This window comes from Pirellulales bacterium (genome assembly GCA_019636345.1).
GTDB lineage: Bacteria > Planctomycetota > Planctomycetia > Pirellulales > Lacipirellulaceae.
On sequence record JAHBXQ010000013.1, the window covers coordinates 1 to 20941 of the forward strand.

Below are 20941 nucleotides of genomic sequence, written 5' to 3' on the forward strand. Positions count from 1 at the left end.
GCGCCGGGAAGCGGCTGCGTCGGCCGCCTGCAAAACGGAACACAGAGAAAGGCTAGCGGGGGCCAGGGGGGCGGCGATGAGCCCCCCGGTCTGCGTGAACGCCCAACAAACTCCCCCCGGCGACAGCCGCTCCGCAAATCGTCGGAGCTGAACCGTCAATTCAACCTTTCAACCCGCTAACGTCCGAAGGCCGGAATTCCAGTTCACGCTGAACCAGGACATCCCTGAAGTGGACCCCGATCGTTGGACAGATTCTGGGTGTGAGTGGCATTTGAAAAGTGCAGCGCGTCGGGCGCTGTACGATGCCAATTCCACTCACAACGTGAGCGCACGGTGAACTGCATCTTGACGGTCGCGGTAGGTTGGAGGCGTTGAGTCCTTCTTCCTAGGGAGGCCGCAAGATGGCGATCAAGAATCGTTCGGCGGAGCGGGAATCGTATTGGCGGCTGGCGTTGGAGGAGTTCGGCGCCAGCGGTCTGTCGGTGCGGGCCTTTTGCGTTCGGGAAGGCTTGGCGGAAGCGTCGTTCTACGCCTGGCGGCGCACCCTCCGGAAGCGGGGCGTCGACAGGCCGAGCTCAGGGGGGCCGCGGGGAGCGGAGCTGGTTCCCGTGGAGGTGATCGAGGCGAACGACCGGGGCGACGAGGAGGGCTCGGCTCCATGTCTCATGGAGGTCGCGACGCCCGGCGGGTTCACGCTCCGGTTTCCGGCGGACGTCCCGCCGCGGCAATTGGCCGCGGCGCTCGCGGCGATTGTCGGAGACGCCGCATGCTGAATCTGGCGGCCGGTACGCGGATTTTCGTCGCCCGGGGCGCAACCGACATGCGGAAGGGCTTCGACGGCCTCCAGGGCCTGATCACGAGCGCGCTCGCGCAAGACCCGCTCTCCGGTCACCTGTTCCTGTTCGTCAATCGCCGTCGCGACAAGCTGAAGATCCTGTACTGGGACGGGGACGGCTTGGCGATCTGGTACAAGCGGCTCGAACAAGGGACGTTTCAAGTGCCGACGCTCGCCGACGACCGGCCGTCGGTCGAGATGCGCAGCGACGAGCTCACGATGCTGCTGCGGGGCGTCGATCTGGCCAGCGTCCGGCGGCGCAAGCGCTATTCGCTCACGGGGTGAGCAACCGCCGTTGCGTTCTTGATCTGGCGAGCTATAACGATCGCCATGAACGCTGCGCAGCTGCAACGTGAAAACGCCCGCTTGACAGAGCAGCTCGCGCGATCGACCAGCCGACTTCAAGAAGTCGCAGCGCAACACGCGGCGACCGCCGAGCAGTTCGCTGCGCAACTCGCCGCGAGAGATCGGCAGGTCGCCGCGCTGGAGCATCAACTCAAGCTGCTGTTGGTGCGGATTCGCGGCTCGCGGCAGGAACGGATCGACCCCGCTCAGCTCTTGCTTTTTTCCCGCGAAGAGCTGCAGGAGATCGCCGCCCAGCTCGACCAGCCGGCCGAGCAGTTTGTGGAAGACGACGCGGCTGCGTCCCGGCGTCGCAAGACGTCGCCGGGACGCGTCGGCCCGCTGCCTGCGCATCTTCCGCGGGAGATTGTCCGGCACGAACTGAGCCCGACGGAGCGAACCTGCCCCGGCTGCGGCGAACAGCGGCAAGTGATCGGAGTCGAGACGAGCGAGCAGCTGGAACTCGTCCCGGCCCGCCTCAAGGCGATCCAGCACGACCGGGTGAAGTACGCGTGTCGCCGCTGCGAAGGACACGTCGCGATCGCCGCCAAGCCCCCCCAGCCGATTGACAAGGGCCTGCCGGCCCCCGGCCTCTGCGCCCACACGGTCCTCAGCAAGTTCGGCGACCACCAGCCGCTCTACCGGCAGGAAGACGTTCATTCGCGGCTCGGCAAGACGATCCGCCGGACCACGCTCTGCGGCTGGCAGGCGGCGCTGGCCGAGTTGGCGCAGCCGCTGGCGCTGCGGATGAAGCAACTGGTCCTTCAGTCGCAGGTCATTCACACCGACGACACGTCGGTGAAGATGCTCCAGCCGGGCCGCGGGATCACGAAGACCTGCAAGTTCTGGCCGTACCTGGGGGACTGGCTCCATCCGTACGCGGCGTACGATTTTACCCAAACCCGCGAGCGGGACGGCCCGCGGACGTTTTTGGCGGGGTTTCGGGGCTACCTGCAAGCGGACGCTTATGCGGGCTACGATTGCCTCTACGCCGGCGAGGGGGTGAAAGAAGTCGCTTGCTGGGTCCATGCGCGGCGGTACTGGCATCAGGCCCTCGACAACGATCCGCTGCGGGCGAACGTCGCGCTGGGGTTCATCGCCCGGTTGTCGCAGATCGAAAAGCAGTTGCGCAGGGCGTACCCCGAGCAGAACCGGCAGGGCGCGCGGGACTTCGCGGCAGTGAAAGCGGGCCGACAGGCGCACGCGGCGCCGATCCTTCAGGAGTTCAGAGCGTGGCTCGATCGCGAGGACGCCGGGGGACGACTTCTGCCCAAGAGCCCGATCCGCGCGGCGTTCACCTACGCGCTCAATCAATGGGACGCGCTGACGCGCTGCGTCGACGAGGGGTATCTGTCGTTCGACAATAACCTGGCCGAGAGACTGGTGAAAATCCCGGCGATCGGGCGGAAGAACTTTCTCTTCGTCGGCAGCCAGCGCGGCGGGCAAGGCGCGGCGACGCTGTACTCGCTCGTGAGCAGCGCGAAGGCCAACGGCGCGGAGCCGTTCGCCTGGCTGCGAGACGTGTTCGCGCAGCTGCCGTCTCGTCGCAGCGGCGAGGCGTTCGCGCAGTCCGCCGCGGGCGCGCCGGTGACCAGCGACGAGTTGGACGACCTGCTGCCCGACCGGTGGCTGCAGGCGAACCCCCAATCCGTCTGGACGATTGACGACATCCGCCGCCAGGAGCGCCGGCGCTATGAGTGACTTGACCGAGAAGATGCAACTCTTGCCGGAAGAGCGCGCGTTGATCTTGAAGCACGGCCATCCGTTCGAGCGGCTGGAGAAGGCGCTCCGCCGGTGGGCGCAGAGTCCGGAGGTCAAGCGGATCTCGATGAGCCGGCGGGAGCTTGAGATGCTGATCGGCGAGTTGTCGCGCTCCTTCAACCACGGCGAACTGGGGGCCGACGAAGAGGCCGTGCTAGCCCTTTGCGATCGCCTGGAGGACGCCGAACGAACGGGCGACGGCGACCTGGACCCGCTCGCCTGGTAGACCATCTCACGTTCGGTGCACACCCAATCGCGACGGCGCAGGATTCCGGTGTAGTTCACCGAACGCTCACCTCACAACTACGGGGAGTTCTCCCCCGTCATGGACAGCGAGGATACAAGAACCGCGAAGTTGACATGTCTTTTATCCGCAATTTGACTTGCTCACCTGTCCCGCATAAACTCGGACCTGACTCTTCTCTTGCGATTTCCGCAGCTGCTCTCTTGTCGGATTCTCGTCATGATGACGTCGCGTGAACGCGTACTGGCGGCCTTGCGCCATGAGGAGCCCGATCGCGTGCCGATCGATCTGGGGTCGCACGCCTCCAGCACGATCGCCGTGCTGGCGTACATGAAACTCCGCGCCCGACTGGGCTTGGCCCAGAACGAACTCCCCCGGATGTATAACACCTGGGGACAGTATTGCGACGTCCAGGACCCGATCCTCGACCGCCTGGGTTGCGACGTCGTGCCGCTCCATCGGTCAGTGTCGTCGTTCTCGATCCATAACGACGGGGCCTGGAAGGAATGGACCCTCGTCGACGGCGGCAAATGCCTCGTCCCCCATGACTTTTGCCCTACACGGAACGACGACGGCGATTGGGAGTGGTACGAAGACGGTCGGATGATCGCCCGGATGCCGGCCGAGGGGCTTCATGGCTTCACGCTGTTCTGGGCCCCGATGCAGGGGGAGCCTACGCGTGAGAAGATCGACGCCCTGCTGGCCAGCGAGAACAACAACTTCATCAGCCGAATCAAGACTTCGGACCGCGAGATCAAGTTCCTCGAAGCGGAAGCGAATCGTCTCCGCGCAGCAGGCAACACCCGCGCCGTGCTGTTCCAGCACGGTGGAACGATCCTCGAGAACTCGCAGGGGATTTTCGGCTGGGACGAGATCTTCGTCCGCTGCCTGACCGATCCCGAACTGGTCCACTACTTCCACGGCGTGCTGACGGAACTGCACCTCGACACGTTGCGTCGGACGCTCGACGCGGCAGGGGACGTGATCGACGTCATCCAGTTCGGCGACGATCTGGGGATGCAGGGGGCGCCGCTGTTGGATCCCGAAATGTACCGCGAAGTGTTCCTCCCGTACCACCGGCGGATGTTCACGTTCGTCCGGGAAAACTACCCTCATATTTTCGTGATGCTCCACTGCGACGGGGCGGTATACGAGCTCCTTCCTGATCTAATCGACGCGGGAATGCAGGTGTTCAACCCGCTGCAGACCGACTGCGCGGGGATGGACCCGGCGAAGATCAAAAGGGAGTTCGGCAAACAGATCTCGTTCTGGGGAGGCGGGTGCGACACGCACGCCACGCTGGCTTTCGGCACGCCCTCGCAGATTCGCGAGGATGTCCGCCGCCGAATGCAAATCCTCGCCCCCGGCGGCGGTTTCGTGTTCAACCAGATTCACAACGTCCTGGGGGACATCAGCCCCGAGAACGTGCTGGCGATGATTGACGCGGCCCACGAATTCGGACGTTACCCCATCGTGCCAGAAGCCCCGCTCGATGAATTGGAAGCCAAGTACGCCGGTTACTGGACGGAACCGTTCAAGTCCCTCAAGCAGGAAGGCGTGGCCTGAGAGGTTCCGCGCAGCGGCGCCGATCGTGCGATCCTCGCCCGTCGCCGCGCGCCGACGCTTTGCTAGCCCGCGGTTCCATTGGAGTCACCTCGTCATGTCCACCACCGGCGTCGACGTCAGTCGCGATTTCATCGCCGAGGTGCTTCTGCCGCGGCTCGCGGACTCACTCTCCGGCGAGGTCGATCGGCTCGCCGTGGCGATTGTCGGCACGGGGTCGGACGTCATCGGACTGGACGATGAAATCAGCCAAGACCATCACTGGGGACCGCGGGCGAACGTCATGTACTCCCGTGCGGACGCCGCGCGGTTGGGTCCCGCGGTCCGACAGGTCCTCGCCGAGCGAATCCCCCGTCATTACGCCGGGTACGAAGTCCATGTCGGGATCGGCAACTTGACGGGTGTCTGCTGTGCGGCGATCGAGGATTTCTTCGCCCGGTTCCTGGGGACCGATCGGCTCCCCGAGCGCGATCTCGACTGGCTGGCGTACTGCGAGGTCGATCTGTTCCACGTCACGGCCGGCGAGATCGTTCACGACGGCCTCGGCGAACTGACTCGCCGTCGCGAGGCGCTTGCTTACTACCCGGACGACGTCTGGAAGAAACGGATCGCCGACTGGTGCATGTACGTCACGGGGCGCGACGCGCCGTACAACTTGTACCGCGTCTCGAAGCGGGGAGACGAACTGACCTGCTCGATCTACTTCGGACTGTGTTTGAAACGACTCATGGAGCTCTGTTTCGCGTTGAATCGCCGATACGCCCCGTATACGAAGTGGCTCAATCGCACGTTCCGCGTGCTGCCGGAGTGCGCCGACGAGTTGGCGGGGTTCATCGACGAGGCCGTGGTTGCGTCGACGTGGCGCAAGCGGGTCGACCTGCTGATCGAAGCGAACTACGTGATCGCCGACGCGCTGGGCGAGATGGGACTCGCCGATCGGCCGAACCGGCGAGAGTTCGACGAGGGGCTCACCGATCTGACGCTCTACGATTCCGCGGCGCAAATCTATCGCACGCTGCCGCCGGAGTTGTTCGCTCCCAGCTTCAATCAGATCGAGCTGTGGGAGAAAATGGCCCGCGAGGTGCTCTTTGACGCCAACGACTATCTGCGGAACTGCCGTGACTAATCCGGTCGCCCTCGCCCAGCAGGCGCTTGCCGCCGGTCGTCCTGCGGAGGCCGATCGGCTGGCGTCGGACCTCGAGACGGCCGCGTTCGAGCGACGCGACGGCCGGGCGCTGAGGGAGGTCTGGCCGATCTTGGCACAGGCGCGCCGCGAGCGCCGGGTCCGAGCGGCGGCGGGGCGGATCGACCTTCACACCCACACGACGGCCTCCGACGGCGAATTCACCGTCGAGCAGTCGCTGTGCGACCATTTCGTCCGTGGGCAGATCCTCGTCAACGATCACAACATTATCGATTCGCTCGCCCCGGCCCGGCGGATGGTGCGGGAGCGCGACCTGGAACTCGACGTGTTCCTCGGCATCGAGGCGATCTGCACGCACCAGCGGCGGGCGTTCGAGTTCCAAGCGATCGCGCCGACGTTGTCCGACCAGTTCGTCTCGCTGTGCGCGGAGCACCGCCGCAACTGGAACCGGGCCTGCGAGCTGTTCGTCGCCGACTTGGTCGCTCGCGACGATCTGTTCGTCGACCCGCTGTGGCGGTTGATCGCCGCAGATCACGAAGTCGGCGGCAGCTTCGCCCCGGTCCTCGAACGATATGAGCAGATGCGCGCGCTGATCGGCGCTGACGCCGACGCGTACGAAACATATCTCCGCTGCAATCAAACGTTCGACATGGGCAACCTGTGGCGGCGCTGGCGACTCGCCCGCGACGGCGATCCGCCGATGCTCAGTCACCGCTTCTTCGGCTCGATGCGGTGCTACGCAATGAATGCCTACCGCGACGAGCTGGGGGACTGGTTCGACTACGAACGGCTCGCCGACCGGTTTCACGCCGCGGGGTGCTTCGTGAGCCACAATCATCCCAACTACTGGGACGAGGACTTCATCGGCGAGTTGTCGTACGAACTGCAGGAAGCGTGGATCCGCGACTGGGCCGCCTGCGGGGTCATCGACGGGCTGGAGGTTTGGAGCCCGCCGTTCGCATCAAAACGGGTGCCGCACTATTGGGAACGAGTTTGCCGCGAGCTGGCCCTCGTGCCGCTCGCCGGGACCGACTGTCACAGCGGGCGCGAGGAGCAACTTGGCGGCCACGTCGACAATCACCCAGAGATTCCGCCGCTGATTTACGCCAAGCTCGCCGCCCCGGCGATCGATCGAGCTCGGTGCGAAAGGTGCGGCTGGCCGGCATACGCCGCGTGGCGACAGGTGCTGGCGATCGACTACGCCAATGACGAGGCGCTCGAGTGCTGCGGCGAAGTCGCCCGCGGGTTGGAGCGCTGACGAATCGAAATCCGGCGCGCCGCGAACGAGGCGAAGGAGCGTTGCTTTTGCTCCGAGTTCGTTTCAGGAAGTCTGCAAACCAGCGAGTGATACGCGGATTCGGCGCCCGACCCAGGCAGAGCAGATTCAGAATGATCGGGCATGTGCGTCCTGCGCGGACTCGGATGGAAAGCGTCCACGTCGAACGGGAGAGACGACGATGATCCGAACGGCGACTCGCAATCGGACCTTGTACAGGGTCGCGGCCATCACTTTGTGGCTCGCGCCCGCGCAGGCTGCTGCCCACAATTTGCCAATCAGCCGGCTGACGTTGGTCGCGGACGACGACTATCTCCACGCCGAGATCGTGCTGAATGCCGAGGAGTTGACATTTCTCGTCGCGTGGGACGAGGACCGCGACGGGCGCCTTGCGCCCGCCGAACTTGCCGCTCACGGCGACGCGGCCGCGGCGAGCGTCTTCGGCCGGCTGCGGTTGAAAGCGTCGGGCCGAACTGCGGTTCCCCAATCGTGCGGCCTCGTCCCGGGGGGAGACGGCCACCACTTGGTCTTCCGCGCCCACTACGCCGGGGACTTCACGCGAGCGCCGCTGATCGTCGAGTCGCGATTGACGACGCTCACGCGCGGGGCTCACTCGACGCAGGTCGTCTTCCAAGCCCCAGGGATGCGCGAGACGGCGGTGCTTGACGCGCGATCCGTCCGGGCGACGTTCAACGCGGCGGTCGCCGCTTCCGAACAAACCGCAGTCGCATCCGCGGCACTGATCAGCGAACGCACTGGCCCGTTGTGGCGGCGCATCGGCGGCGCTTGGTGGATCATCGCCGCGATCGGCGGCTTTCTCCTCATCGGACGCACTCAACACCGGCGTCATGCATCATGAACGAATCGACAAGAATGTCATCTATGCGCTATTGGGCGTCGGGATTGTTGGTGATCGCCATGCTAAGCGTCGGTCGCGCAGCAGCGCGTGACGCGGCCGCGCCGCTGTGGACGATTGGCAAGCAGGACGGGTCGAGCATCGAGTTCGCCCCTGGGGCCCGGGGAGAACTGACGTTTGTCGTCGGAACCAACGTCGTCAGCCGTGACTTTGCCGGCCATCACGACGGCACGATCGACGCCGCGGGCGCCAAGGTCCCGGAAAAGCCGTACGCGATCGAGTTCGAGTTGCCGTCGGAACCGATCGAAGACGCCCGACTCGTGCTCGATTTGATCTTCACCTACGGGGCGCCTCAGGAGTTGATGGTCTCGGTCAACGGCGCGCGAGGCGTGTTCCCGATCCTGCCGGCGGCTAAGCAGGACGTCGACAGTTTTCAAGGCAACATGGCGCTCTTGTCGGGACAACGGCTCGTGGCGCCGATCCCCCGCAGGCTGCTCCGCCGGGGGAAAAACGTGATCGCGCTCGCCCCGCAAGGCGTGGGGGCTCTCGATTACGACGCGATCGCTTTCCACGCGAGCCCCGACGCCGATCCGCTCACCGCGCCGCGACTCGATCCGACCCAATGCTTTGTGGACTTCGAGGGACGACTCCGCGAACTCCGCACTTTGCTCGTCCCGTTCAGCGAGTCGTTCGCCGCCGGCAAAGCGATGATCCGCCTCGGCGGCGAGACGGTGGACGTCTTGCTGACGGCCGAGGGGCTCGATTTCGGCGTGGCGAGCGTCCGCACGCCGGTCCCCGCGCTCGACTCTCCGTCCGTAGTCGAGATCACGACGACGCTCGACGGCTCTCGACAAGTCGTCCGCCACGACTTCGTCCCGGCCAAGCGGTGGAAGATATACGTTTGTCCCAAAGTTCACAACGACGTCGGTTTCACCGATTGGCAGCCTCACGTCAACGAACTCGACACTCGCAACACCGATGTCGTGCTGTCGATTCTGCGCAAGCATCCCTTCTACAAGTTCAACTTCGAGACTTCCTGGCTGGTGGACAACTACCTTGACTGTCGCCCCGAAGAGTACGGGCAGGAGCTGATCGATCGATGTCGCGAGGAACGCGCGGCGGTGAACGCGTTTTATCTCAACCTGCTCACCGGGATCTGCACGGGAGAGGAGCTGTATCGATCGATGTACTTTGCGCACGACCTGCATCGTCGGCATGGAACGGGATTTAAGATCGCCTGCCTGACTGACGCCCCCTCTCACACCTGGTTCTTGCCGACGCTGCTGACCGACGTGGGGATCGCCGCGTTCGCCAATGGCAGTAACCAAGCTCGGGCGCCGATCCTGGTCTTGAGCGATCTGAACGAGGAATCTCCGTTTTATTGGGAAGGGATGAACGGCGAGCGCGTGCTGATGTGGTACGCCCGCAGCTACGCCCAGCTCAAGATGCTGACCGCCCAGGGATACATCTCGCCGCGAGAAGGATACGACTACTTCCGCGCCGCCGTCCCGCAGTTTCTGGCCCGGTACGTGCAGCCGCAGTACGTCCCCGACGCAGTCATGGTTTACGGCGCGTACGTCGATAACGCGGCGATCCCGGAGACGGGCGAGGCGGAGTACATCGCCCAGTGGAACAGCGAGTTCGCCTACCCCCGGCTGATCGTCGCGACCGACGCCGATTACTTCGAGTCCGTCGCTGCGCAAGCCGGCGACCGGCTGCCGGTTCACCGCGGCGACGCGGGGGCGTATTGGGAAGACGGCATCGCCTCGACCGCCGCCGCGACCGCCTGCAATCGGCACACTCAGCAGTTGCTGCCGGTGGCGGAGACGAGCGCGAGCTTCGCGACGATGCTCGAGCCGCGGTTCCGCTATCCAGCCGAGGATTTCCGGGCCGCGTGGAAGAACGTGCTGTTTTACGACGAGCATACCTGGGGCGCATACAACAGCATCAGCCAGCCCGATCGCCTCGGCGCTCGGCAGCAATGGGAGATCAAGGAGAGCTACGCCCGGCGCGCGAACCTCGAAGCCCGGACGCTCAACGCCCGCGCGCTCAATCGACTGTGCCAGCAGATGCGGGTCGATCAGAACACGATATTTGCGATCAATTGGCAGAATCGCGTGCGGACCGCCCCGCTGGAAGTCGATCTCGACGACGCGGCCGAGTTGATCGATCTGGAGACACGCGAGCCGATCCCCCTGGAGGTGCTCCATCGCCAGGATGGCTACAAGCTGGTTCGCTTCCTGGCCACGAACGTTCCCGCGTTCGGCTACCGCGGATACGAAGTGCGGGCGCCCTTCCCCGACCCGAACTCCGATCCGACGGCGCCGCAACTTTCGCCCCCCGACGCAGATAACCCAGACGCCCCCTCGCTCGCCTGGACGCTAAAAGGAAAGCACTATCGCTTGGTCGTCGACTCGCGTACCGGCGCGCTGGCGAGCCTCGTCGACAAAGCGACCGGGCGCGAATTGGTCGAGCAAGGGGGCCCCTACGGCCTCAACCAGTACGTGTACGTCTCCGGCGGAGCCGATTCGCTCGTGCTCGATCTGAAATTTGGGTCGGCCCCCGCGAAGCTTTCCCTCGAATCCCCGACGAAGGCGCGCATCGTCGAGAACGTAGCCGGGCCGTTCGGGCAGCGGATCGTTGTCGAGACTGCTGCGAAGAACACTCCGCGACTGCGGTCAGAGTACCGACTCTACGATGACCTCCGACGAGTCGATGTCGTCAACACGCTTACGAAGACTGAAACCCGCGACAAGGAGGCCGTGTACTTCGCCTTTCCCTTCGCCGCCGAGAAGCCGGCGTTTTCATACCAAATTCAAAACGGTTGGGTCCGCCCCGACCTGGATCAACTCCCCGGGGCCTGTCGCGAGTGGTTCGCCACGCAAAACTTGGTGCAAGTCAGCGATGGCCCAGCCACGGTCGCGCTGGCGTGCCGCGAGGCGCCGCTGTTCACGCTGGCCGACGTCAATCGCGGCAACTGGCCGACGCATTTGGGACCGACCAACGGCCGGGTCTTCTCCTACGTGATGAACAACTACTGGTTCACGAATTATCGGGCCATGCAGGGGGGCGAATTCACCTTCCGCTACAGCATGACCAGCGGCAATTCCCTCTCGCGCGAACGGTTGGCCGAGTTCGACGCCGAGACGCGCACGCCAGTCCTTGCTTACCCCTATCTCTCGTCCTTCTCAGCGAGCGTCGCACAAACTGACCGGCCGATGAGCCCCGCGTCGGGGTCATTCCTGTCGCTCGACGACCCCAATCTGCAACTTGTGGGGATCAAGGCCGCCGAGGATGGCGACGGCTACGTCGTGCGGTTGCTGGAGACCGGCGGACAATCAGGCGAAGCGACTCTCGAGTCGCCGCTCGTGCAGCTGACGAGCGTCCACCTTTGCAACGGCGTCGAGGTCGATCAGCGTCGACTCGCATCGACCCCGAGCGGGGCGACACTCCCTTATTTGCCTAATCGGTTCGTCACAATTCGTTTGCGAGTCGGGACGGTCTGCGAGTAACGGCTTACGCTTCCCGCTGCGGCAGGCGGTCGTACCAGGTCGACCGTAGCACGACCACGGCGACCGCCGCCACCGCGAACCACGCCAACGCGTGGCCGTGCCAATGTCCCACGAGATACATCGGCGAGATGTACGCCGCAAAGATCGCAAATGCCGACAACGTCAGGTTGAGCGCGCCAAGCCGCGGACTCTCGGCTGGGTCAGCCAGTTCCACAGGGGAAAGTCGGGATCGCTCGCGAATCGGCCCCCACCAGCCGAACGGACGGATGTTGCGGTAGAACTCGACTAGAATCGCCTCGTCGGTCGGTTTGGCGAGCAGCGCCCCCGCAATCGAAGCGACGAGCGACACCGCGCACAGGGTCGGAAACGTAAGGTGGATCGGCTGCTCGATCTGCATGAGCGACATTGCCAACAGCGGCAACGCGCCCGCGAGCCCCGCCAAGGTGCCGGCCGTATAGCCGACGCCGTTGAACCGCCACCAATACCAGCGCAGCACGTTGGGAATTACGAACGCGGCGCCCAAGGCCATCATAATCCAGTCCCACACTTGCCGGATCGAGGTCGAGCACAGCCCGATCAAGGTTCCCGTGGCGACGATCGCCAGCGTGGCGACGTAGCTGACGCGCACCAGACTCCGCTCGTCGGCGTCGGGCCGGACAAACGGCTGCCATAGGTCGCGTACCACATACGACGCCCCGGCGTTGACCGTCGCGGCAAACGTCGACATAAACGCCGCCAACAGACCCGCGAGGACCAACCCCAACACCCCGGGGCCGAGGTACTGGTTGAGAATTCGCGGCATGACTAGTTCGGCGTCGAGTTGGCCGCTGGCGTTCACCATGGGAATGTCGCCGGTCATCGCCAACAGGGCGATCCCCATGACCATGGCCCATCGCACCACCAGAAACGCACTCCACGCGGCCCCCACCTTCGACGCGTCGCGCGGATCGCGCGCCGACAGGAACATTTGGAAGTCGAACATCTGCCCGGGGCCGCCGAAGTTCAGCAACAGCCCCTTCACGACCCACACGATCGCCAGCGCCCCGAACAGTTCGTAACCCTGGTAATCGACTGGCAGATCGGCCGCATGCTCCAGCCGCCAGCTTGGCCAGAGCGCGGTGAACGACTCGCCGTCGACCGGCGCCACGGCGGCCAGCTTCTCGGGGGTGAGATTCACGTAGGCGATCGTCGCGATCAGCACGCTGGCTACCGTCAGGATCGTCGTCTGGATGACGTTGGTGACGACGACTGCCTCGAGCCCTCCCAGCAGCGTGTAGATCGCCGTGATCGCAAAGACCACGAGCGCGCACACCCGCTCGTCGGTCGTCTGATCGAACGGCAAGTCGATATACACAGTGCAGAACTTGCCGATCCCCGAGAAGGCGTACCCGGTGAGCCCCGTCAGGGTGACGACCGCCATTAGGGCGTAAGCCAGCCGGGCCGCCTGGCCGTCGGCGCGGTCGCCGAAGCGGGTGATCATCCACTCGGCCCCGGTCATGACGCGCGACCGCCGCACCCACTTCCCCATGAACGACATGAAGAACGCCGCCATCAGGAACCCCCACATCCAGTGGTTCCACATCGACTTCATGCCGAACAGGTAGATCAATGCAACCATCCACATCGTGCCGCTGATGTCAAACGTCGACACTGACCCCGACATCGCCAGCGCCAGCCAGTGAATGCGATGCCCGGCGAGAAAGTAGTTGTCGATGTTGCGAGACGCGCGGCGCTGGTACCAGACCCCCAGGCCGATCATCGTGACGAAATACAGAACGATGATCGCGTAGTCGATCGAGGACACGGAGCGGTTCCTTGACGTGGACGAGCAGTAGGCCGCTGGAACGAACGCGGACGATCAGTCCGCCGGCGCCGGCGTGACAAGGGCGAAGCGGGGAAAGTACAGCGATTGGTCGGTGACGACCCGACTTAGGCCGAACGAGTTCGAGGCGTACGTCAATGCGATGCCGTCGGCCTGTTGCTCCGGATGAAGCTTCCCCGCGTACAGCATCACCTCGGAGTCGTCCGCAGCGAGTTCCTGAGGGGCGAAAAGCGTCGCGAGAGTCGACCACGGACCGGTCAGCTTTGGAGCCGTGCGGTAGCCGATCACGGTTCGCGGGAATCCCAGGAACTGCACCTGGAGGTACAGCCCCTGCTTCGGGAGGCGGTGAACCGTGAATTCGGTCTGGCCCGGCGCGAAAATCGGCTCGGGCAGTTTTTGCAACTCGGCTTGCTCGATCCAGACGTCGCGGCGACGGTCGTACCACCGGGCCCGCGACAGATCGCCGACGGCTGCGTCGGATCGATCCCACCGCAGCAATTGAATCCCGCGCGGACAGTGGCTGAAGGCGTAGACGCAGTCCCCCTCGGCGACGACGCTCCCCGAGCCGACGAGCGTCTCGAAGTCGTTCTGCGGAACGGCAAGCTTGTCGATCCGCCAGCGGTCGGGCGGCTGGTCGATTCCGCTGCACAACACCGCGCCCCAGCCGGTCGAACGGAACCCAAGTCCTTCGTCGGCGTTGGCGGCCCGCATGAGAAACAACAGCAGCTTGTCGCCCAACACGACTCCGCCTCCCGGCCAGTAGAAGTCTTCGCCGTCGTCGGCGATGAGCGACGCGGGCCGGAGGCCGCCGCGGCGCCAGTAGCCCTTGAAATCGGCGGTCGTCGGGTCGTAGCCTGTCTGGATGCCGATGCTGTTGCGAACCATGGTCGTGCCGCGGCGCAGGCCAGGGGTCGTCGGCTCGACGAAGCTGTCGCCGAAGAACCACGCGATGCGACCGTTCCCCAGATCGATCGAGTAGGCGTCATCGCTCCCCAGCCACTGCGGGTCGCGATGGAACAACACGTCCGCCTCGGGCCATTGCCGGGCGGTCCATGCCGATCTTCCCGCGGGCGCCGTCGCTGGCGCGGGAATCCCCAACTCGCGATCCACGAACGGGGTCACCAACTCGGCCCACATTTCGCCATGTCGCCGCAGGCCGCGCGGGTTGAAGTGGATCCCTTTGCCGTCCAGGTCGCGATACTCCTCCTGTAACGCATCGGTGTCGGGACCGCGCAGGGCGAGCCCTTCGTCCCACAGCCGCTGCTGCGCCGCACGCACCCCCTCGGATTGGGGCCGTTCGACATTGTGGTACGTTGCTTGAGCGACGAACCAGGGAATCTGCCAACCCGCCTCGGTGCGCGAGGCGCGAATCACCCGCGCGATTTTTCCGTAGTACTCGTCAGCCGACAGCGCGACGTCGCTCTCCCCCTGATGCCACAGCAAGGCGCGGAAGCCTCCCGGCCCGAGCTGCCGGATGCGGGTCATCGTCCACGGGAACAAATCTCCCTCGGGTTGCCACTGGTCGACGCTTGTGCCGCCGAAGCCGGTCGTCGCGACGCCGATCGGCACTTGATAACGCTGATAAAGCGCATCTCCTAATGCAGGCCAGAAGCTGCCGCCGGTCGAGCGATCGGCGACTCCCAACTGCGGATCGTCTCCCAGTTGCCATCGATTACCGCCGAACGAGGCGACCATCCCCGAGGTCTGCTTGGTAGGAAACTGACCGCAATTCGTGGAGTTCGACTGCCCGGCGCCGACGAACACCTCGCCGACGCCGAAGCGTTCAACCTTCGTCTCCGCGACGATCTTGTCTCCCTGCCTGGCGCGAAGCTCGAATGAGTACCACCCGCCGGCGGGCAAGGCGATGCGCTGGGCGAAGCCGCCCGTGTCAGGCGTCAACCGCGCAGGCCGCCAGCCGCCCGGCAGTTCGCCGAATCTCGAATTGCCGGTGACGCGAAACTCGATCGCATCGGCCTCGACGACCACGCGCCCGCTGACAAGGCACGCGCCCCGCTCGAGCGACGAACGCTGCACGACCTGGTATTCTCGCGGCGAGTACAATTCCAGAGCGGGCCCCGGCATCGGCTGCATCAACGCGGCGACGGCCCGCCTCTCCTCGGCAGTCAATCGCGACGCCGCTAGCGTCAGAGTCCGCGTCTCATGCGAAGCGAGCGACGCTTCGCACACTTGGTGAGGCCCCTGCCACGGCCCCCACAGCCGATCGATCCCCTGCAGGTCCAGCTTGGCGTCCCCGTTGGCAAACGCCGCCGCGGAGCAGTTTTCTACGACCGCCGGGGCGAGAACGCGCCCGTCGCGCAGCAGCACGGCCTCGACGTGCCGCGCGAGGACGATGAAGAACGCCGTCGTGCGTTCCGATTCGTTCGTCACGATCCACGTCATGCTGTCGTCTGCGAACCGGTACTCGACGCGGGCCTGGCTGCCGACCGCGACGATCGTCGCCTTGTCAGGCCGATCGATCCCGGGGAGCGACAATGTCTCGGCGCGAAAGAAATAGGCCCCGCGCGAGACGGCGACCCCGGGGGCGAGAAACTCTCGTCCGTCAATCGCCAGATTTGTGAGGCAGCCGTCGCCGGCGACGACGGCGCGATACCCGGCCGCCGCGATCGCCGTCGGCGCCGGCTCGACATGCATCGCGACCTCAGCCGCAGCGAAGGGCATGTCGAGCGCGGCCGTCGCAATCAACGCCGTCTGTATCGCAAACCGCCGGCCGACATGCGCAACTGACATAGACGCCCCGGGACGCACAAGCGCGGAGTAGACAAGAGCGAGCAGTTGCGGAGCGCGGAACCGCCGCGATCGAGATCGCCATTCTAGTAGCGGGGCGTCGCGATTCAATCACGATTCGCGAGCGACGGCTGACGTTCTGCCACGCCTGCGCAATCTCGGCCTGATCTAAGTGCGGCCGGCGTCGCCGGCGCCACACTCGTCGAATGGGATCGCGCGTCGATCGACGCCGGCAAGATCGCAGCGAGCGCGGCGCGTCATGGCCGCATGTTTGCGCAGACGGCTCGGGGGCAACATGACGCACAACCACCTGTCAGGACAAACTGACGGCATACGCAAATGCTGGTGCCTTGCGATTTGTTATGTCATTTCAAGCGAATTTTTTTCGCAAAGCAACCGCGCAGACCCCGAGTTTTCTTGACCCGTCTCGCTAGGTCGGCTACCAATGGATAAGACATTTGCCGGGCCGGTTGCCGCACGTGTCGCGCTTGTCCTCAACACTCGTCTATCCTGCGTCGTGCTGGCGACGCTACGTCGCATCTCCCGCCAATTGTGGAAGGTGATTGAGTGACGGAACATCGACGTTCGACATGTCGCGCTTTCACGCTCGTCGAGTTGTTGGTGGTCATCGCGATCATCGGCGTGCTCGTTGCGCTGCTTCTGCCCGCGGTGCAGGCGGCGCGAGAAGCGGCGCGACGCGCGCAGTGCGTCAATAACCTTCGGCAAATTGCGTTAGGGTTTAGCAACTATGAGTCCTCGATGAAGTCGCTGCCGGGCGCAGGGTGGAACGCGCGCTACGTAGGCGACCCCCTCGCCGGCTCGGGACGCGAGCAGCCGGGCGGGTGGATGTACCAAATCCTCCCCTACATCGAACAGCAGGCCGTATACACTCTCACCGACGACGGCAACCGCGCAATCACCGCCACGCAGAGACAGCAGTCGATCGCGCTGCAGCAGGCGATCGTCCCGAGCTACAACTGCCCCAGCCGACGCCCGGCAAAGTTGTACAGCTATCGGCTGCCAAATTCGTGGACGCCGATCAACGGCGATCGCGCCGCGGAGTTGGCTCGCGGCGACTACGCCGCCAACGCCGGCGACAGCCCCTGCCTCATCAACGAGTGGCTCAGCGAAGCGGGCAATTGCGACCCGGCGCCCCTGTCGTGGTACGCCTACGACTACACGAACCTCGCCTCGCACGAGTGGCCCCCCCGGGAAGGCCAGTCCGGCATCAATTACGTCGGCGCGAACATCAAGTTGCAGCATATCTCCGACGGCACGACCAACACCTACCTGATCGGCGAGAAGTACCTCAACCCCGACCAGTACGACAGCGACGGCACGATCGACGGCGGCGACAACCACAGCGTCTATCAGGGCTTCGACTACGACGTCAATCGCTGGACGGCCTACAATCCCGGCGAGCCGAATCTTGCCGATCGCCCCTTGCAAGATCGCCCGGGACAAGACGGATACCGCGCCTTTGGCAGCGCGCACGCGGGGGGGCTCAACATGGCCTACTGCGACGGATCGGTGCAAGTCGTTTCGTACGATATCGATCTCGAGGTTCACCGCGCCGCCGGGAATCGGCGCGACAACTAGGTTGATTCTCGGAGCCTGATTCGTTGCCGCGCCGCAACCGCGCTGCTGGTCCTGCTTTTCCTTTGCCGACACACGCCGAGTGCGACTGCTCATGGACTCCGCCTACGCACAGGGATCGACGCCATATGCGACAGCGCAGCGGTTCGGCAATCGTCGATATGGGATTCCTTGCCTCTTGGCCGCGATTGCGGTCGGGTGCTCTCGTGGGCCGACCCGCGTGAGCGCACCGTCGGTGAATTCGGCTGAAGCGGGAGCCGAAGCGATTCGGCTCTACGACAAGGACGGAGACGGCAAACTTTCGGGCGCCGAACTCGATGCCTGTCCGGGAATCAAGCTCCATCTGGCCGCGTACGACTCCGACGGCGACGGCGCCGTCTCGCAGACCGAAATCGAGGCGCAACTCCAGAAGTTCGTCTCCTCGAAGATCGGACAAACGAACCTGCAAATCGCCGTCGTCTGGAACGGCCGGCCGCTGGCGGGCGCTACGGTCAAGCTGGTTCCCGAACCGTATCTGGGCGCCCAAGTGAAGCCGGCCTACGGGACGACCGGCCAAGCGGGAAAAGCCGCCATGGACATCCGCGACGAAGACCTCCCTGCCTCTGAGCATGGCATCATCGGGGTCCACTGCGGCACGTACAAGATCGAGGTGACTCACCCCAATATCGCCATCCCCGAGCGATACAACGCGCAAACGACCCTGGGCTACGAAACCGAGTTCGGCAATCCAGGGTTCAAAGTCAGCCTGAAATAGTGAGGCATGAGCATGGCGGCGTCGCAACGTGTCGAGAGCGCACCGCCTCCGAACCGAAACGCAATCGCCAATCCCAAATGACATGACAACTACGTTCGTCGCCTTGCTCGGCGCCCGATTTTCTTGACTTCCGTGGGAATCCCAATCACCTTTAATCACGGCTGCGTCTCTCGTCTCGTTCTTCGCCGTCCGCGTCTTGGCGCGTCTTGTTCGCCTCTTCGCCGGCACGTTTGGCGGCACTCGTTTCGCTCGTCCGCAACGCCTCATCACCGTGGAGGAGACCTCATGCTCTCAAACGATCGCCACCGCTCGCCCGCCGCGCACGGCCGCACGCCGTCGCTTGAATCTCGGCTCGCCGCTTACGCTGCCGCGACCAGCGCCGTCGCCGTCGCTGCCGGCGCGACCGATGCGCACGCCGTCATCGTCGGCAACACGACCGTCCAACCCTTCGGCGTCAACGGCGAAGTCAACATCGACTTCAACGGCGACGGCCAAATCGATTTTCAGATCGATCACGATCGTGTCGACCTCAACGGCACGCCGCTCGACTATTTGCAGATCGACAAGAACGACGTCAATGGGGCGTCGAACCCGCTCGACTTCGACCCGCTGCCGGGCTTCACAGCGACGACGTTCCCCCCGGGCATGACGGTCCCCAACAACGCCGATAATGCCAAGTACGTCATCCCCACCGGAGCGGCGACCGATTATCCTGCGGCGTTGACGCACGGAACGCTCATCGGCCCCGCCTCGAATCTCGACTGGCAGGAGACGGCCAGTTTCGGCGGCGGCGGCAGCGCGATTCGCGCCAACCGACTCATCGATGAAGACGCCGGGCAGATCGATCAGGTCCTCGGCGGCCTGACGACGATCACGCCTACCAACGGTCCCAACTTCGTCGGGCTGGGAGGAGAGGTGCGCTACCTTGGCGTCCAAATGCAACTCAACGGCTCGCCGACGTTCAACTACGGCTGGATCGGAATCCGCATCGATAACGAGGCGGACGCCACCGGAGCGGTCGTCGGGTACGCCTATGAAACTGAGCCCGGTCGACCCATCCCCGCGGGCGTGATTCCCGAACCATCGACGATCGCGATCGCCGGCATTGGGGCCGCAGCGCTCGTCGGTCGCCGATTCTTCGGCAGCAAGAAGTCGGAATGACGCGCACGATCGGCGCAAGTCGGTTGCAGTGAAACTGCCGGCGCGGCGACTCGTGCGGGTCGCCGCGCCGCACTCAACTCCGCGCCGCCCCGGCGGCGCGACTCGTCTTCAGTTCGTTCGTCCGGGCAGGAGCGGTAGCATGAGCGAGAGGATTGTTCGCATCCCATCGGGCGTCCGTGCGGCGGCCGACGAAACCCGTCTGACGGCTTATCTTGCCGCGGCCGGAGCGATCGTCGCGGCCGAGACTGCCGATGGCGCCATCGTCGCCCACACCACGCCGGTCCCCTTCGGCATCAACGGAGAAGTCAACATCGACTTCAACGGCGACGGTCAGATCGACTTCCAGATCGATCATGATCGGGTCGATCTCAACGGTACGCCGCTCGACTACCTGCAAATCGACAAGAACGACTTCAACGGTGCGTCCAATCCGCTGGACTTCGACAGCTTTCTGCCCGACGTCAACTATCAACCCTTCCCGCTGAACGGCACGCCCCGCAACAGCGACGCAGAGTATCTGCAGTTCTCCAACAGCTTCGGCGATACGGGGGGCTACGCCGTTGCGCTGAAGGCGGGGGACATGATCGGGGCCTCGGGCCTCGACAGCTTGGTCCCTGGAACGGTGTGGGACTGGCAGGAGAACGACAACTTCGCCGGCACCGGCATGGCGATTCGCGCCAACCGGCTCATTGACGAGGATGCGGGACAACTCGATTCCGTTCTCGCCGGTCGCCAAGTCCAACAGCCGATTGGCCCGAATCTGGACTTCCCCGATCTGGACGGCTGGCTCGGTCTGAACGGCGAAACGCGCTACGTCGGCGTGCGAATCGATCTCAACGACGCCCTCGAACCGGGGCTCAATTCCAAAGACCTCGCGGCCAATCCCAACATTGCCGAGCAATTTTACTACGGTTGGATCGGGCTGCAAATTACCAACGAGGCCGACGCCACCGGGGTGGTCACCGGCTGGGCCTACGAATCGACCCCCGGCGTGCCGATCGCCGCCGGCGACACGGGGCCGTTCGTCGCCGATCCCGATTTCAACAACGACGGCAATGTCGACGGGACGGATTTCCTGATCTGGCAGCGCGGGTTCGGCTCGACCGTCGCCCCCGGCGCAGGCGCCGACGGCACCGGCGACGGCATGATCGACGGCGCGGACTTGGCGCTCTGGAACATCGGTTACGGAACCGGCTCAGTTGTGTCAGTCGCCGGCGCCGTCCCGGAACCGGGCGCCATCGGGCTCACGATCGTCGGCGCACTGCTGCTGGCGGGCTGCTTCGTCGTTCGCCGTTGGAAGCTGCGGCAACTCTTCTCGGCGGCGCGGTGA

General features: G+C 64.7%; 15 protein-coding genes. 13 read left to right on the plus strand and 2 right to left on the minus strand.

Features of this window, described 5'->3' with window-relative positions; genetic code table 11:
* Window positions 1–401: 401 nt before the first annotated feature.
* The 9 genes from KF688_19520 to KF688_19560 all read left to right on the plus strand — a co-directional run bounded on the left by KF688_19520 (window position 402) and on the right by KF688_19560 (window position 11533).
* Entirely contained in the window at window positions 402–773 is a 372-nt protein-coding gene (locus KF688_19520; protein ID MBX3427878.1) for a hypothetical protein, read from the plus strand.
* Complete coding sequence (gene tnpB / locus KF688_19525; protein MBX3427879.1) at window positions 767–1120, plus strand: IS66 family insertion sequence element accessory protein TnpB; 354 nt, start codon at window positions 767–769, stop codon at window positions 1118–1120. The genes KF688_19520 and tnpB overlap by 7 nt, the downstream gene beginning before the upstream one ends.
* Window positions 1121–1165: 45 nt before the next feature.
* Window positions 1166–2878 (plus strand): IS66 family transposase, encoded by a 1713-nt coding sequence (locus KF688_19530; protein MBX3427880.1) that lies wholly within the window; start codon window positions 1166–1168, stop codon window positions 2876–2878.
* Window positions 2871–3164, plus strand: coding sequence for a hypothetical protein (locus tag KF688_19535; GenBank protein MBX3427881.1), 294 nt, complete (start codon window positions 2871–2873; stop codon window positions 3162–3164). Before KF688_19530 ends, KF688_19535 begins: the two co-directional genes overlap by 8 nt.
* Window positions 3165–3401: 237 nt before the next feature.
* Window positions 3402–4748, plus strand: a complete 1347-nt coding sequence (locus KF688_19540; protein MBX3427882.1) for a hypothetical protein — start codon at window positions 3402–3404, stop codon at window positions 4746–4748.
* Between the two features lie 94 nt (window positions 4749–4842).
* Entirely contained in the window at window positions 4843–5871 is a 1029-nt protein-coding gene (locus KF688_19545; GenBank protein ID MBX3427883.1) for a DUF4037 domain-containing protein, read from the plus strand.
* Window positions 5864–7147 carry a hypothetical protein gene (locus KF688_19550; GenBank protein ID MBX3427884.1) on the plus strand — a complete coding sequence of 428 codons (1284 nt, stop codon included), beginning with the start codon at window positions 5864–5866 and terminating at the stop codon, window positions 7145–7147. The genes KF688_19545 and KF688_19550 overlap by 8 nt, the downstream gene beginning before the upstream one ends.
* A 199-nt stretch (window positions 7148–7346) precedes the next feature.
* Window positions 7347–8024 (plus strand): hypothetical protein, encoded by a 678-nt coding sequence (locus tag KF688_19555; protein ID MBX3427885.1) that lies wholly within the window; start codon window positions 7347–7349, stop codon window positions 8022–8024.
* 14 nt (window positions 8025–8038) lie between these two features.
* Window positions 8039–11533: a hypothetical protein gene (locus tag KF688_19560; GenBank protein MBX3427886.1), complete on the plus strand. Its 3495-nt coding sequence runs from the start codon at window positions 8039–8041 to the stop codon at window positions 11531–11533.
* A 4-nt stretch (window positions 11534–11537) separates the two neighbouring features.
* Here the strand turns inward: KF688_19560 and KF688_19565 are convergent, their stop codons facing one another.
* Together KF688_19565 and KF688_19570 are read right to left on the minus strand one after the other, a co-directional pair.
* Window positions 11538–13337: a hypothetical protein gene (locus KF688_19565; protein ID MBX3427887.1), complete on the minus strand. Its 1800-nt coding sequence runs from the start codon at window positions 13335–13337 to the stop codon at window positions 11538–11540.
* A 54-nt stretch (window positions 13338–13391) separates the two neighbouring features.
* Window positions 13392–16103 (minus strand): DUF4185 domain-containing protein, encoded by a 2712-nt coding sequence (locus KF688_19570; protein MBX3427888.1) that lies wholly within the window; start codon window positions 16101–16103, stop codon window positions 13392–13394.
* Window positions 16104–16667: 564 nt separating this feature from the next.
* On the opposite strand from KF688_19570, the gene KF688_19575 reads away from it, so the two are divergent.
* The 4 genes from KF688_19575 to KF688_19590 all read left to right on the plus strand — a co-directional run bounded on the left by KF688_19575 (window position 16668) and on the right by KF688_19590 (window position 20941).
* Window positions 16668–17699, plus strand: a complete 1032-nt coding sequence (locus KF688_19575) for a DUF1559 domain-containing protein (protein MBX3427889.1) — start codon at window positions 16668–16670, stop codon at window positions 17697–17699.
* 217 nt (window positions 17700–17916) lie between these two features.
* Entirely contained in the window at window positions 17917–18450 is a 534-nt protein-coding gene (locus KF688_19580; protein ID MBX3427890.1) for an EF-hand domain-containing protein, read from the plus strand.
* 285 nt (window positions 18451–18735) lie between these two features.
* Window positions 18736–19611: a PEP-CTERM sorting domain-containing protein gene (locus tag KF688_19585; protein MBX3427891.1), complete on the plus strand. Its 876-nt coding sequence runs from the start codon at window positions 18736–18738 to the stop codon at window positions 19609–19611.
* A gap of 139 nt (window positions 19612–19750) precedes the next feature.
* Window positions 19751–20941: a PEP-CTERM sorting domain-containing protein gene (locus tag KF688_19590; GenBank protein MBX3427892.1), complete on the plus strand. Its 1191-nt coding sequence runs from the start codon at window positions 19751–19753 to the stop codon at window positions 20939–20941.

Bases quoted from the DNA above. Each gene is read 5' to 3' on its own strand.
- KF688_19540 (MBX3427882.1), top strand. From the start codon at position 3,402: ATGATGACGTCGCGTGAACGCGTACTGGCGGCCTTGCGCCATGAGGAG.
- KF688_19570 (MBX3427888.1), bottom strand. From the start codon at position 16,103: ATGTCAGTTGCGCATGTCGGCCGGCGGTTTGCGATACAGACGGCGTTG.
- KF688_19555 (MBX3427885.1), top strand. From the start codon at position 7,347: ATGATCCGAACGGCGACTCGCAATCGGACCTTGTACAGGGTCGCGGCC.
- KF688_19560 (MBX3427886.1), top strand. From the start codon at position 8,039: ATGTCATCTATGCGCTATTGGGCGTCGGGATTGTTGGTGATCGCCATG.
- KF688_19545 (MBX3427883.1), top strand. From the start codon at position 4,843: ATGTCCACCACCGGCGTCGACGTCAGTCGCGATTTCATCGCCGAGGTG.
- KF688_19590 (MBX3427892.1), top strand. From the start codon at position 19,751: ATGAGCGAGAGGATTGTTCGCATCCCATCGGGCGTCCGTGCGGCGGCC.
- KF688_19535 (MBX3427881.1), top strand. From the start codon at position 2,871: ATGAGTGACTTGACCGAGAAGATGCAACTCTTGCCGGAAGAGCGCGCG.
- KF688_19585 (MBX3427891.1), top strand. From the start codon at position 18,736: ATGCTCTCAAACGATCGCCACCGCTCGCCCGCCGCGCACGGCCGCACG.
- KF688_19520 (MBX3427878.1), top strand. From the start codon at position 402: ATGGCGATCAAGAATCGTTCGGCGGAGCGGGAATCGTATTGGCGGCTG.
- KF688_19530 (MBX3427880.1), top strand. From the start codon at position 1,166: ATGAACGCTGCGCAGCTGCAACGTGAAAACGCCCGCTTGACAGAGCAG.
- tnpB (MBX3427879.1), top strand. From the start codon at position 767: ATGCTGAATCTGGCGGCCGGTACGCGGATTTTCGTCGCCCGGGGCGCA.